Annotated in this window: 8 protein-coding genes; 5 read left to right on the forward strand and 3 right to left on the reverse strand. The window is 51.3% G+C overall.

The window, feature by feature from the left end:
- Positions 1-58: 58 nt before the first annotated feature.
- Together PHH59_RS04350 and uvrD are read right to left on the reverse strand one after the other, a co-directional pair.
- Positions 59-436: a hypothetical protein gene (locus tag PHH59_RS04350; RefSeq protein WP_300011789.1), complete on the reverse strand. Its 378-nt coding sequence runs from the start codon at positions 434-436 to the stop codon at positions 59-61.
- Complete coding sequence (gene uvrD, locus PHH59_RS04355; protein WP_300011792.1) at positions 433-2,604, reverse strand: DNA helicase II; 2,172 nt, start codon at positions 2,602-2,604, stop codon at positions 433-435. The genes PHH59_RS04350 and uvrD overlap by 4 nt, the downstream gene beginning before the upstream one ends.
- Positions 2,605-2,720: 116 nt before the next feature.
- Between uvrD and PHH59_RS04360 the strand changes: the two genes are divergently transcribed.
- A complete protein-coding gene (locus tag PHH59_RS04360; protein WP_300011795.1) occupies positions 2,721-2,984 on the forward strand; it encodes a DUF2892 domain-containing protein in 264 nt (87 codons plus the stop codon).
- A 39-nt stretch (positions 2,985-3,023) separates the two neighbouring features.
- Here the strand turns inward: PHH59_RS04360 and PHH59_RS04365 are convergent, their stop codons facing one another.
- The gene (locus tag PHH59_RS04365) at positions 3,024-3,464 is read right to left on the reverse strand and encodes an FxsA family protein (RefSeq protein WP_300011798.1); all 441 of its coding nucleotides are present in this window, start codon (positions 3,462-3,464) and stop codon (positions 3,024-3,026) included.
- A gap of 111 nt (positions 3,465-3,575) precedes the next feature.
- Between PHH59_RS04365 and cutA the strand changes: the two genes are divergently transcribed.
- The 4 genes from cutA (at position 3,576) to PHH59_RS04385 (ending at position 14,989) form a co-directional block, all read left to right on the forward strand.
- Positions 3,576-3,902: a divalent-cation tolerance protein CutA gene (cutA, locus tag PHH59_RS04370; RefSeq protein ID WP_300011801.1), complete on the forward strand. Its 327-nt coding sequence runs from the start codon at positions 3,576-3,578 to the stop codon at positions 3,900-3,902.
- Entirely contained in the window at positions 3,884-6,112 is a 2,229-nt protein-coding gene (locus PHH59_RS04375) for a protein-disulfide reductase DsbD (protein WP_300011804.1), read from the forward strand. The genes cutA and PHH59_RS04375 overlap by 19 nt, the downstream gene beginning before the upstream one ends.
- Positions 6,113-6,125: 13 nt before the next feature.
- Complete coding sequence (locus PHH59_RS04380; protein WP_300011807.1) at positions 6,126-6,650, forward strand: TlpA disulfide reductase family protein; 525 nt, start codon at positions 6,126-6,128, stop codon at positions 6,648-6,650.
- 710 nt (positions 6,651-7,360) lie between these two features.
- Complete coding sequence (locus PHH59_RS04385; RefSeq protein ID WP_300011810.1) at positions 7,361-14,989, forward strand: type I polyketide synthase; 7,629 nt, start codon at positions 7,361-7,363, stop codon at positions 14,987-14,989.
- Positions 14,990-14,991 lie beyond the last annotated feature (2 nt).

Below are 14,991 nucleotides of genomic sequence, written 5' to 3' on the forward strand. Positions count from 1 at the left end.
TGGCTGAATGAATGCAGATTTTATCATGACGGTGGATAGCGGTGAGATATTTGATAATTCACTTTAAACCGCTGGTCGGTGCCAAACAGCACCCCGTTTTACCATCAATATGCAGCCAAAGTTCCTTGCCGGAAAACCCCGGCACATCGCCCACTGTCGAAGACCCGAACCCCTCCATTTGGTAAACTCCATTATGGTTATAGAGGTTTTTTAGCCTGTCATAAAACCTCTTCGCCTCTACCGGATCATCAAACATGCCCCGCGTTGACAATCCCTTATGCTGGCGTATCGGCGGTGCGTTCTTGACCGCATCGTTCAGCAGCCGGGTAGGTAGGTCGGGTATGCTGTTTATGCCCGACGCTCCACCGTCCGATAATTGACGGGCAACGATACGGCTGTTGCCCGACCTATCTGGCTGAGAAGGACAATAATTCAAACCGCTTCCAGTTTGGCAAACGCCAGCATCAGCCATTTGCTGCCTTCGGGGAATTTGATTTGCACCCGTTCTTTCGCGCCTTCGCCTTCGGTTTGTAAAATCGTGCCGATGCCGAATTTTTCGTGTTTGACTTTTTGTCCGGCCTTAAAGCTATGGCCTTGAGCCAGCATCGCCGGTTTGGCGGCGACGCTGATTTGCGCGACCGGACGTTGCACTTGCGCCCGTTGCCGCACTTCCTGGATGGTGTCGGCGGGAATTTCACGCAAGAACCGCGACGGCCTGGGGTAGCTTTCGCGCCCGTACAATTGCCGCGATTCGCTGTAAGTGATGTAAAGCTGGCGCATGGCGCGGGTGATGCCGACGTAACAGAGGCGGCGTTCTTCTTCCAAACGGGCGATGTCGTCCACGGATTGTTGCGACGGGAACAGCCCTTCTTCCAAACCGACCAGAAACACCAGCTTGAATTCCAAGCCCTTGGCGGAATGCAAGGTCATCAATTGCACGCAATCTTCAAATTCTTCCGCCTGCATGTCGCCGGATTCCAGCGCGGCGTGGGACAGGAAGCGGTCTAGCTCGGTGATTGTGTCTTCGTCGTCCGGCAGGTTGGCGGTTTCAAAATGGCGGGCGGCGTTGACCAACTCTTCCAGGTTTTCGACTTTTTCTTCGGCTTTATCCTTGTCTTTCTTGTAAAAATCTTTCAAGCCGCTGCTTTCAATAACAGTTTTGACTTTTTCATGCAGGGTGGAATCCGCCGTGTCGTCGCCCAGTTTTTTGATGAGCAGCAGGAAACTGTTTAAGGTGTTGGCGGCGCGGGCCGACAGTTGCCCGCTTTGCAGCAACAAAATTGCCGCTGACCACAAGGAGACGGTTTGCCCACGGGCAAGGTTGCGGATGTCATCCAGGGATTTTGCACCGATGCCGCGCGTGGGCGTGTTGATGACGCGCTCGAATGAGGCGTCGTCATGGCGGTTGGCCATCAGGCGCAAATAGGCGAGGGCGGTCTTGATTTCGGCGCGGTCGAAAAAGCGTAGGCCGCCGTAGACGCGGTACGGCGTCCCGGCCTGCATCAGGCGTTCTTCAAATTGCCGTGATTGCGCGTTGGAGCGGTACAAAATCGCCACGTCGCTACGCATACCGCCGTCGTTGACCCAGGCGCGTATGCGTTCGACGACAAAATAGGCTTCGTCCTGTTCGTTGAAGGCGACGTACAACAAGATCGGCTCGCCGGTGCCGGATTCGGTCCACAATTCCTTGCCCATGCGCCCGCCGTTGTTGGCGATGATTTTGTTGGCGGCGGCGAGGATATTGCCCGTCGAGCGGTAATTTTGTTCCAGCTTAATGACTTGGTGGCCCGGATTGTCTTTCTGGAAGCGGTAAATGTTTTCGATTTTCGCACCGCGCCAACCGTAAATGGATTGGTCATCGTCACCGACCACGAACAAATTATTGCTATCCTGCGTCAATAGCCGTAGCCACGCGTATTGGATGCTATTGGTGTCTTGGAACTCATCGACATGGACGTGCTGGAAACGCTGGCGGTAATGCGCCAGGATGTCGGCATTGTCACGCAGCAGTTCATGGGCGCGGAGCAGCAGTTCGGCAAAATCAACCAGACCGGAACGCTCGCACAGTTGTTCGTAAGCAAGGTAGATTTGCAGCATCGTGCGCTGGTACACGTCGCCGACATCGGCGGTATGGCGGGCGCGTATGCCTTCGTCTTTTTGTGCGTTGATATGCCATTGCACTTGCTTGGCCGGCCATTTGGCCTCGTCATAGCCAAGCGAAGCCAAAATCCGCTTGATGACGCGGAGTTGGTCGGCGGAATCCATAACTTGGAAAGTGTCAGGCAAACGCGCTTCGGCGGTGTGGCGGCGTAACAGGCGGTGTGCGAGGCCGTGGAACGTGCCTATCCAAAGGCTGTGTGCGGACATATTCAGCAGGGTTTCGATACGGCTACGCATTTCGCGGGCGGCTTTGTTGGTGAACGTCACCGCGAGCAGGCTGTGCGGTGCGTGTTGTCCGGCGACGATTTGCCACGCCATGCGATGCACCAGGACGCGGGTTTTGCCGCTGCCGGCGCCCGCCAACACCAGCATGGCTTGCGGGTCGGCGGTGACGGCCAGGCGTTGCGCGTCATTCAAAGGTTCGATGATTGCGGTGACATCCATAAAAATTATATCGCTTGCAGAATTTTGGGAGCTGTGTATATTTGTTCCGGCTCTATCGAGCCATAAGCTATTGCTGGCAATAGATAATAACAACTACATAGAGAGAGGATTTTAAGATGAGTTTTGATTTTAAACGTATGCTTAAGTTTGAACACAATGTCGGTGAAAAAGAAAAAAAATACCGTTTGTATGCAGGTGCGGCCCTGTTGGTTATTGCCGTGTTCACCGCCCAAATCGCCTTGTTATTGGTCGGTTTGGTATTGGTCGCCACCGGTTTTTCCGGTTGGTGCCCAGCTTATTCGGGAATGAACAAAAACACCTGCACGGCGGCTAGCGAAACCCCAGAAGCACCTGCCGACGATAGCTCGACAAACAGCTAAACTCCGAAAAAACTACAAGGACGTAGTTCTTTTGACGCATCAATCCTCTTTACGGAATTCCCCTTCCAACACATCGCGGTCAGCGGGTTTACCCTGTCCAAAGCCACCGTTTACAGCCTGGATCAAATGGTTTTCCAAGATATATTGGGCGATCCGCCTGCGTAAGGAAGGGATCAAACACGCGATGCCAAGGATGTCAGTGAGAAAACCCGGCGTCAACAGCAATGCCCCGCCCAGCAAAATAATCGGCCCTTCGATCATTTCATACGCCGGCACTTCGCCTTGCGCCAGACTGACCTGAAAGCGTTGAAAAGTCGCCAAGCCCTGCTGTTTTAGCAGAAAGGCCCCCAGCACCGCCGTGGCAACCACCAATAATATCGTCGGCAAAGCACCGATGACGCCACCCACTTGTAGCAGCAGATAGATTTCTATAAAAGGCACTATCAGCACTATCAGAAACAATAGTTGGATTATTTTCATGTCATTCTCTTTAAGTTGCGTCATTATCTTTGCTGTCTTTGACAATATAAGGGTAATCGCCGTTAATTTCTAGGATAATATCCGCCCTCAAGTTTTTAGTGAGTAGCCACCATGCCATCCGCTTTCGAATTGATCCTTTGCACTTGTCCTGACAAGGATACGGCAAAAAAGCTCGCCCATCTGTTGATCAGCAAAAATTTGGCTGCTTGTGTGAACATTTTGCCAGGCATCATCTCTGTATACAGTTGGGAGGGGCAAATAGAATCGGTGTCGGAATATTTGCTATTGATCAAATCCAGCAAAGAAAATTACAGTGCGATTGAAATCACCCTCTTCAAACATCACCCTTACGAAATCCCTGAAATTATCGCCCTACCGATAGATCATGGCTTACCCGAATATCTGGATTGGATGACTACATGTCTTTCTACAAATTAATTTTTTTCTGTTGGCTGGCAGTTTCCGGGCAAGCCGCCTTGGCCTTTGATGAGCAAGATTTGTTGCCGCCGGCACAAGCTTTCAAACTATCCGCGCTGGCCTTGGATGCGGGGCGTTTACAACTGACCTGGGACATTGCCGAAGGTTATTCAGTGTACCGCAACAATATGCGCCTGCAATCGAAAACCGACGGCGTGGATTTAGGCAAGCCCACTTACCCCGATGGCAATATCAAACATGATGAATTATTGGGCGATATTGAGCATTACCATGACTTGTTGCAGGTGCAGTTACCTTTAAAAAATAACGCCGGTGTGCAAACCATGCAGTTGTTTGTGCAATATCAGGCCTGTGCAGATCGAGGGATTTGTTATCCGCCACAGAAACAAACCATTGATATTCAATTAGCTGGTGCGAAACCGGCGGTGCTTGCCAGTTCAAGCAACCCGCTCTTGCAATTGGCGAAAAGTTTTTCAGGTTTCACCCAGCCAGCCCCGGAGTTATTGCCGCCGGACCAGGCGTTCCAGTTTTTTGCATCAGTTAAAGATGCCAATACCTTGCATGTCAATTGGGAAATCGCCGAAGACTATTATTTGTACCGCGAAAAAGTCCAGCTTGCCCTAACCAGTGCTGACGGCACTAGGCTAGGCACTTACACGATTCCCAACGGAACCCCCAAACACGATGAAGCGTTTGGGCAAGTGGAAATTTTCCATAATGAACTAAGCTTCGATGTGCCCTTGATACGCGGCGGCACGGCGGCACAGACGGTGACGTTGGAAGCCAAATACCAAGGCTGTGCCGACCGGGGCGTGTGTTATCCGCCCATGACCAAAAGCATTGATTTGGAATTGTTATTGGCGCAAAACCTAAATCCCGCACCGGCACCGCAAGTGGCATCCACCGTGTCCGAGCAAGATGCCATCGTGCAATCCTTGCATAAAGACAGTTGGGCCATGACTTTAGTGAGCTTTTTTGGCTTTGGGTTGTTGCTGGCGTTCACGCCGTGCATTTTCCCGATGATCCCGATTTTGTCGGGCATTATCGTTGGGCATGGCAACCATATTTCCACTTTGCGGGCATTTTTGCTGTCCTTGAGCTATGTATTGGCTTCCGCCTGTATGTACACGGTGTTTGGCGTACTGGCCGCCTTGTTCGGGCATAATTTGCAGGCCACGTTCCAGCAACCGTGGATCATTGTCCTGTTCAGTGCCGTTTTTGTGTTGCTGTCCTTGTCCATGTTCGGTTTTTACCATCTGGAACTGCCCGCTTCGTTCCGTTCACGTTTGCATGATTCGAGCGAGCGGCATCGGAACGGTTCGATAGTGGGCGCGGCGATTATGGGGGCCTTGTCATCGTTGATTGTCGGGCCATGTGTCGCCGCACCCTTGGCGGGCGCATTGATTTTTATCAGCCAAACCGGCGACGCCCTGCTAGGCGGGGCCGCCTTGTTCTTCATGGGGCTGGGCATGGGCTTGCCGTTGCTGGCCTTAGGCGCATCAGCACGGCATTTATTACCGAAAGCGGGCGACTGGCTGAATGCCACTAAAGCCGTGTTCGGCGTGATTATGCTGGCAATGGCGGTGTGGATGCTGAATCGTATTTTGCCTGCCGAAGTCAGCATGATACTGTGGGCGATGCTGCTGATTTTGCCATCGGTTTATCTCAACGCCCTGGACCCACTGCCCGAACACTGCTCTGGTTGGCGTAAGTTATGGAAAGGCTTAGGGTTGATGATGCTGACCTATGGGCTATTGTTGCTGGTCGGCGTGGGTATGGGCAACAGCAACCCGCTAAAACCCTTGCAGGGCTTCGCCGCCAACCCTAGCCAAGCGGCGGATACCGGGCTTAAATTCACTAGAGTCCGCTCACTTGCCGATTTGGAAGCCCGTGTTGCCCAAGCATCGGCTAACCATCAGCCGGTCATGGTGGATTTTTATGCCGATTGGTGCATTTCCTGTAAAGAAATGGAAGCCTATACCCTTACTGACCCGCGCGTGAAACAGGCTTTGTCCAACACGGTCTTGTTACAAGCCGATGTCACCGAAAATAATGCCGATGACCAAGCCTTATTAAGCAAATTTAATTTGATCGGGCCGCCAGCCATTTTGTTTTTTGACACTGAGCGCAACGAAAAATCCAAGCAGCGCGTCATTGGCTTTCAAGATGCTGAAACTTTTGTAAAAACATTGGCCTCCGTCAAACCATAACCTAGTTTACTTTATGAAAAAATCCGGGCTTTATTTACTTGCCGGCCTGTTCGCGCTGGCTTGTGGCATTTTGGCGAAACATTTTTTGACCTCGCTGGAAAACACCCGCCCCTCCCCCATGCCGACGTTTACATTGCCCGACTTGGCAGGCAAACAACACAGCAGTGCAGAATGGCAAGGAAAAATACTCGTCATTAATTTCTGGGCGACCTGGTGCCCGCCCTGCCGTAAGGAAATTCCTGAATTTATGGCATTGCAAACAGAATTGGCGGCACAAGGCGTGGTGTTTATTGGCATTGCCATCGACGATAAAAAAGCCGTGAAAAATTACCAAGAAGATACGGCTTTCAATTATCCAATCCTGATTGCCAGCGAAACCGGCATTGCCCTGGCCCATAAGTTTGGCGACAGCATGGAAGCCGTGCCTTACACTGCGGTTATCAATCGCCAAGGGGAAATTGTTTTTCGGCAGCCGGGCGAAGTTTCCAAAATTCAACTCATGTCAATTATTAAGCCTTTGTTGCAAAGCGCAAAATAATTGCATTGGAAGCCAATAATTTAGCAAACACATATAAATTTTTCACTTCTGATAATCAACTGGTTTTTTATTTTAAAGTGAACCTTATCAATTTTATCTTATTGATTTTCAATACTTAGTTTCACTCGCCAACCCGCGTCTTGTAGCGCTTGGAAAATCATTAAAATATCCAATAAATCCCAGATCAAATTATCAATCATTAAGCTGAAATTTATATCAAACTGCGATATTAGACATTGAATTTGACGGCGTCAGTATTTTATTCACCAGCACATTTTGTTTATGCTATCGACTGATGGACGATTACACAGTAAACTGCATACTTCGCCGCTAACTAAAAAGGGCTTTATTTTCGTTTTTGCGACCTCACGCGCTGTACGTCAATAAACCCCAAATCAAATAACTTACAAAGCTTCAACTGGCAACTTTGTATCCATGCCAATTTACAGCCTACTCAATCCGTAAACCTAAAAAAGCCTTGTCAAGATTTTTTGGGGAATTTTTTATGGTGAATAGTTACCTTGTTATGAAAAATAAACCCCTATATAGTACATTTAAGTTTTTGAATTATCTTAAATTTATATTCTGTTCAAGAGTAATGCCGAAATTTGCGTTTGAATCCATTGACACCGATAGCCCGGCTGTTTTGTCAAGCCATCAGCACCACTATATCGATCCAATAACTTTAGCAAAAGGACAGATTTTTTAGGATGAATAACCGTGTTGCACTGATAGCTTATTCCGTGCGTTTCCCAGGCACAGATACCCAACGATTCTGGGGCGATTTGCTGGCTCAAAAAGATTTGGTCACGGGTGTTGATCCAACACGCTGGTGCCAAGATACCTTCCTTCATCCCGACAAGCGCCATCCCGGCACCAGCTACAGTTTTGCAGCAGGCAGTATCGGCGATATTTCCGGTTTCGATGCCGCTTTTTTTGGTATCTCCCCCCGTGAGGCGACGCTGATAGATCCCCAACAAAGGATTTTGCTGGAACTGGTCTGGGAAACGTTTGAAAATGCGGGCATCATCCCGTCGTCGTTACGGGGTAGTGACTGCGGGGTGTATATTGGTGTTTCCAATGTCGATTACGCCTATCGAATGCTTGATGACCTTGCGGCGATAGAAGCTGCTGCGGCAACTGGCATCATTTCCAGCATTGCCGCCAACCGTATTTCTTATGTCTTCGATTTGCATGGCCCAAGCATTTCTATGGATACGGCCTGCTCTTCATCTCTAGTGGCATTCCATCAGGCTTGCCAAGCCATACGTTCAGGGGAAATCAGCCTGGCCTTGGCGGGCGGCATCAACCTGCACCTGCATCCTTGCGCGTTTGTTTCATTTTCAAAAGCGACCATGCTATCCAAGAGCGGGCATTGCCAAGTTTTTGGTGAAAATGCTGATGGTTATGTCCGCTCTGAAGGCGGTGGCCTGTTCCTGCTTAAAAATTATGACCAGGCTATCGCCGACAATGATCAAATTCTCGCCGTAGTTGCCGGTAGTGCCATCAACACCGACGGGCATAAAACCGGACTGACCATCCCTAACCCGCTCGCGCAAGCGGCATTAATGGCTGCGGTCTATGAGAAGGCAGGGATAGACCCTGGCACGATTGATTACTTTGAGGCGCATGGCACCGGTACAGCCGTCGGCGATCCTATCGAAACCCACGCCATTGGTTTGGCCTTAGGGCAAAAAAGGACCCAACCTTTGTTAATCGGTTCGGTGAAAAGCAACTTGGGGCATTTGGAATCGGCATCAGGTGTCGCTGGTTTGGCGAAGGCATTGAATTGTCTAAAACATCGCGCAATTCCGGCAACAATTAGTGCTAAAAAACCGAACCCTAATATTAAATTTGCGGACTGGAATATCCGGGTGGTCACCGACACGCTCCCGTTAAAAGCCCAAGGCGAGTTGACCATCGGTATCAATTCGTTCGGTTTTGGCGGTGCGAACGCCCATGTCATTTTACAATCACCACCAACACCTAAGCCTCTGAAAAAATCGCCGGGGCAACTTTCGTCAACTCCCGCCCTACCGCTAATTTTATCGGCTAAAGATCAGCCTGCACTACAACAATCGGCGCAAGAACTGGCTGATTTTATTGCCGAAAATCCAGGGCGGCCTTTTTACGATTTGGCGCATAGTGCTTTTTTTAACCGTGAACGCCATCCCCACGGCATAGCGGTTTTTGCCGCAACCCCTGAAGAAGCTATCCAGCAGTTCAAGCATTTCGCCAACCAGCAATCCCCACCAGATAAAAATCAAGCCACTGCGCCCCGCGCTTATAAAGGAACGCATCTTGCCGATGCCAAAGGCCCGGCTTTTGTGTATTCAGGCAACGGTTGCCAATGGCAGGGCATGGGCAAGCAATTGCTGGAACAATCGCCTGTTTTTCGCCGTGCCGTCAGTGACGTGGACGCACTGTTTCAAAACTATGCAGATTTTTCCTTGCTAGACGAACTGGCAGGTCGCAATGGCGCAGGCCGTTACCAACGCACTGAAATTGCCCAACCGGCATTATTTGCTTTGCAAGTGGGCATTACCGAAGTGTTGCGGGAACATGGCTTCCAGGCGGCCGCCGTCATCGGCCACAGCGTCGGCGAAGTGGCGGCGGCATGGGCCAGTGGTGCGTTGTCCCTAGCCGCCGCCGTTAAAGTCATTTATTACCGCAGCCATCATCAAGGCAAAACCCAAAGCTCAGGCGGGATGACCGCCGTGGGCCTTAATGCCGAGGATATGGGCAAACTGCTGGCGGACAGTGGTTTAGATGAGGTTTGTCTGGCGGGCGTCAACAGCCACCGGGGCGTGACTATTGCCGGGGACGTGGCGCAACTGTCCCAGATTGAAAGCCAATTGGCGGCCAATAATACGTTTTTTAAACGTCTGGATTTGGATTACGCTTTCCATAGCCCGGCAATGGATACCATCGAAGCAGGTGTGCTCTCGGATTTGGCGGAACTTGCCGTCAATGAACCAGCAATCCCATTTTTCTCGACGGTTACCGGGGACTTACTGCTGGCGGACAAGCTGGATGCACAGTATTGGTGGCACAATATCCGCAAACCGGTACAGTTTGACAGCGGGGTCAATGCCTTGCTAGCCACCGGCATCAACACCCTGGTCGAAATCGGCGCACATACGGTCTTGCAAGCTTATTTGCATGACTGCCTCAAAGCAGGCAGCCACAACGGTATCGTGGTTCCGACCATAAAGCGCAACAATGATACGGCGGCGCAACTTTTAAACAGCACGGCACAATTGATGATTGCCGGTGTTGAATTCAATCATAAACGCTGGTTTCCGGTAACCGGGCAATTTATCGGCTTGCCCAACTACCCCTGGCAACGGGAAAAACTGTGGCATCCGGTCACGTCAGAATCGCAAGGCTTGCTTTACCGTACCAAAAACCATCCCTTATTAGGCTACGCTTTAAAGCAACACGCGCTGATTTGGGAAAACCAGTTGGATACCCAGTCACACCCTTTTTTGGCGGATCATAACGTCGGCGGGGCGGTGGTTTTTCCTGGAGCGGGTTTTGCTGAGTTGGCACTGGCTGCCGCACATCAGGCCCATGCCAGCGATTTTATTGAAATTGAAGATCTGGAAATCCGCTCGCCACTGCTTCTCAGCCATGATCACAGCAAAGTTATCCGCTTTAGCCTGGATGCCGCCGATGGGCGCTTTAATTTGCAAAGCCGCGAGCTAGGCAAAGCCTCTGAATGGTTGCAGCATAGCTTGGGACGCGTCCTTGGCGAAGCCACAGGCTATCAATTAGCCCTAACCGCCCCTGAGCTACCGAATCGGGCTCCAGATTTTGACCAACACAGCCATGCGCAACTGACCGATAGTGTCGGGCTGGAATACGGCGCGGCTTTTCAGGCAATCCGGCACGGCTGGGTCGATGGCGACTCTGCTTTGGGTGTTTTTGCAATACCCGATACGATACTGGCGGGTTTTGACCGCTATTATCTGCATCCCTCGCTGCTGGATTGTGCCTTCCAACTGGTTTTTCAAATCCTCAAAGACGAATTGCACCAGCATGACGACATTGCCTTCGTTCCGGTCAAAATCGGCAGGCTGCATGTGCGTAGCAGCAAAGCGGTTCCGGTTTTAGCCAAAGCCAGCTTGCTCCATCGAGGCTCCCATTCTTTAAAAGCTGAATTCGTGCTTTACGATGCCCAAGGCCAGGCCATTGCCGTTGTCCATGATGCCCGTTTCCGCGCCGTCAGATTGCACAAAGCCCAAGTGCAAGCCTTGAGTTTCCTGGATTACCACCTGACTGCCTCGCCCCTGTTGGCGGCAGATTCACCATTGGGCCTAGCCTCAAACCTTGTCAGCGCCTGTATTTCCGCCACGGACCGTGATGTGGCAAGCAGACGTTACACCAGCGAAGTTGAACCCTTGCTGGACAGTCTCAGCCAACAATTCATTGCCGAAGCTTTGGGCAGTTTTGCGGACGGGCAAGGTCTATTAAGCTCAGCCTGGTTTGCCGGTCATTGTCATGACTATCCTGGCTCGGCGGAACTATTACGCACCTTGCTAAGCATCGCCACCGACAATCAGTCCTTGTTTTTTGAAGAAGGGCTAGGTTGGCAGTTGAGCCTGGAACATTTGGAAAACGATATTCCAGCGACCGCGATCTGGAACACCCTGATACAAGATTACCCTGATTATTTTTACCTGACGCATTTGGCAGGGCGCGTCGGTATGCAGCTTGACCGTTTGTTGCGTTGCGAAATCGACGCGAACGAACTAGGTGTCAATCCAACGCACTACGCGCTTATCAGCAACCATATTTTCGAGCGCACCCAAAAGAAAATCTTAAGTGACACCCTGCTGGAGCAATATGCAGAAATGATGCGCTATTTACCGGCAGGCCAGCGTTTGCGTATTTTGGAAATCAGCGCCCACGCACCGCAATTTGCCCCCCTGCTTTGTCCGCAATTGGATTTCAATCAGGCGGATTATTGTTTTGCCGGTTTATGTGACCGTGCCATTAACGTAGCGGCCGGTTTGCGCGAGCATTTCCCCTTATTGCACAGCTTCCGGTGGAATTCGGATACACAAACCAATCGTCTGGCCCTGGATAAACCGGCCAATTTCGCCATTATCCACTTGAATTCAGGGCGTTCCCAAGACGTACAAGAAGTGCTGGGCCAACTATCCGGGCTACTATTGCCCGGCAGTCCAGTTTGGATAGTCGGCCTACATCCGGTCCGTTGGATTGATGCCGTGCTGGGCATTGCACCGGACTGGTGGCCTAGCCATTCTGCGCATGTGCAAATGTCGCCGCAACTATTGGCAAAAGATGTGGCAAACCAACTGCAAACATTGGGTTTTAGCGGAATAAACACGGAAGAAAAGCCGGCGGATAGCTATTCGGGCACTTACTTGCTGACCGCCCAAAGTGCGGATAGCCCTATTGTCCAAGTAGCGGTCAATCCGCAGAATTGGCTGATCCTCGCCGACCCAATTGAACCAGAACAGACACTGGCACAAAGCCTTGCCGGACAATTACGCAAGCAAGGCCAACAGGTTTTCGTAGCACAAGCCGGTCACGAACGCTTGCCAGCATTATTGGCTGATGCCCAAACCATCAACAGCAAGGCTTATGACCATATCATCCATCTGTCCGGTTTCGGTCAGGATGATGCACAGATTCAAACTGGGCGTTGCTGGCTGGCAGCCTGTATCATCCGGGCTTGTGAGGGCACCGCGACTGACGCCACCATCTGGTTATTGACCTCCCAAGTGGCGGCATTGTTTGTGTGCGACCAAAGCGACGCCTTGGCTGGCTCTTTAAAACGGGGAGCTATCGCCCATGATGCGGCATTATGGGGTTTTGGCCGCTGTTTAATGAATGAAGCCAGCAATTATCGTGTGCAATTGCTGGACATCAATGGCGACACGCCGGCCGTGTCCCATGCCGTCATCACCGAGTTGCTGCATGGTGATGCCGAACAGGAAGTGGTCTTGAACCAACATGGCAAACGCTTTGCGGCGCGGCTGCGTAGCAGGGATAGTCTGGTTGACGGCAAATCACTGCCAGATCCCGGCTTAGGCCAAGAGCCGACCCTGCGCTTGTCTTTCAAATTGCCAGGCCAGTTGCGTAATCTGCAATGGCAGGCAGTCCCGACCCGAACCCCTTCAGAAGACGAGATTGAAATCGAAGTCAAAGCCACCGGCCTTAACTTCCGTGATGTCATGTATACGCTGGGTTTGTTGTCAGATGAAGCCGTTGAAAATGGTTTTGTCGGGCCTACGCTGGGGCTGGAGTTTGCCGGCCTAGTCACCCGGATTGGCACCAACGTCCACGGCTTCAAGCCCGGCGATAAAGTGGTCGGCTTAGGTCCCGCCAGTTTCAGCAACCGGGTTTTGACCAAAGCCAATGCGATTACGCAGATACCGGAACATCTGGATTATGCCGCCGCCGCGACCATTCCCAGCACTTTCTTTACGGTTTATTACGCCCTGCATTATCAGGCGCGTCTGCAAGCGGGCGAGAAAGTGCTGATACACGGTGCGGCGGGCGGTGTCGGTATCGCCGCCATCCAAATCGCCGTGTGGTTGGGGGCGGAAATTTATGCCACGGTCGGCTCGGATGACAAACGTGATTTTCTGCGTTTGCTGGGCATTAAGCATATCTACGATTCCAGATCCTTACGTTTTGCAGAAGAAATTCTTGCCGAAACCGACCAGCGCGGTGTCGATGTCGTGCTGAATTCATTGGCTGGCGAGGCGATTAACCGCAATTTCCAGGTACTGAAACCTTTCGGCCGCTTCCTGGAATTGGGCAAACGTGACTTTTACGAAAACACGCATATCGGTTTGCGGCCTTTCCGCAATAATATCAGCTACTTCGGTATAGATGCCGACCAGCTTATGCAGGAACGTCCTGAACTGACGCAAAAGCTGTTTGCCGACATGATGGAATTGTTCCATAACGGTGTGCTGCATCCTCTGCCCTACACCACGTTCGACGCCAACCAAGTGGTCGATGCTTTCCGTTATATGCAGCAATCCAAGCAAATCGGCAAAATCGTCGTGACCTACCAGCATGGCATACAGGCCAAGCCGACGGCAAAACATCCGCCACTACCGTCCACTGTAAATTTATCATCGGACAAATGTTATTTTGTCACAGGTGGATTGAGCGGTTTCGGTTTAAGATCTGCCCAATGGTTAGTGGAAAAGGGTGCGAAGCATCTCATTTTAATCAGCCGTACCGGAGCCAAATCATCTGAAGCCAAAACGGCACTGGCGGCATTTGCCGCCCAAGGCGTCAATGTCCATGCCGCCGCCGTCGATGTCACCGATAAAACCGCGTTGACGGCATTGCTAACATATTGCGGGGCTATTATGCCGCCGTTATCAGGGATCATCCATGCGGCGGCGGTGATTGATGACAGTTTGGCGCGGAACCTCACCAAAACGCAATTGGCCAAGGTGCTGGAACCCAAAATTCAAGGCGCATTGAACCTGCATGAATTGACGCGGGATAAACCACTGGATTTCTTTGTGCTTTATTCGTCGGTGACGACCTTATTCGGCAACCCAGGGCAAAGCAATTATGTCGCGGCAAATTGTTGGCTGGAAGCCCTGGCGGCAAGCCGTAGGCAACTGGGTTTGCCGGTGAACTGCATAGGTTGGGGGGCGATTGACGACGTGGGTTTCTTGGCGCGCAATGAAAAAATCAAGGAAGCTTTGCAAAACCGTTTGGGCGGGGCGGCCTTATCTTCCGAACTGGCTTTGGCGCAGCTTGATACGATTTTGCAAACCCATAGCCCGACGGTGGCGATTATGGCATTTGATTGGCGCAACTTAAGCAGCTTTTTGCCTAGTTCGCGTTCACCGAAATTTTTGGAACTGGCGGCCCACGCGCCCAATGCCGACCAAGGTGACGATCATGACACCGACATCAAGCGGTTGCTGGAGGAATTGCCTGATGACGCATTGAAGGCGACATTCATCGAGATGCTGAAAGAAGAATTGGGCCAAATCCTGCTCGTCAACAAAGACAAGATTGATGCCAACCATTCCATGTATGACATGGGCTTGGATTCACTGATGGGCGTGGAACTGATGATCGCCATTGAATCGCGGTTCAGAGTGCAAATTCCGGTCATGGTCTTAAGCGACGCGTCCAGTTTAAGCAAACTGGCTGACCACTTAATTGGGCATTTGCGGGGCGGCCCTGACTCCAGCATTAACGGCAATGAGTTACAGGCCACTATTCATGACGTGTCCAAACGGCATGATTTGGCATTTACCGCTGAACAAACGACCGCGCTTACCAAAGAACTCGAAAACCACGGAACCAGCAGGATAATTACTTGACC

It is taken from the genome of Methylovulum sp. (genome assembly GCF_028687615.1).
Taxonomy (GTDB): Bacteria; Pseudomonadota; Gammaproteobacteria; order Methylococcales; family Methylomonadaceae; genus Methylovulum.

Coding starts and splice junctions, on each gene's coding strand:
- uvrD (WP_300011792.1), bottom strand. CDS start 2,604: ATGGATGTCACCGCAATCATCGAACCTTTGAATGACGCGCAACGCCTG.
- PHH59_RS04360 (WP_300011795.1), top strand. CDS start 2,721: ATGAGTTTTGATTTTAAACGTATGCTTAAGTTTGAACACAATGTCGGT.
- PHH59_RS04365 (WP_300011798.1), bottom strand. CDS start 3,464: ATGAAAATAATCCAACTATTGTTTCTGATAGTGCTGATAGTGCCTTTT.
- cutA (WP_300011801.1), top strand. CDS start 3,576: ATGCCATCCGCTTTCGAATTGATCCTTTGCACTTGTCCTGACAAGGAT.
- PHH59_RS04375 (WP_300011804.1), top strand. CDS start 3,884: ATGTCTTTCTACAAATTAATTTTTTTCTGTTGGCTGGCAGTTTCCGGG.
- PHH59_RS04380 (WP_300011807.1), top strand. CDS start 6,126: ATGAAAAAATCCGGGCTTTATTTACTTGCCGGCCTGTTCGCGCTGGCT.
- PHH59_RS04385 (WP_300011810.1), top strand. CDS start 7,361: ATGAATAACCGTGTTGCACTGATAGCTTATTCCGTGCGTTTCCCAGGC.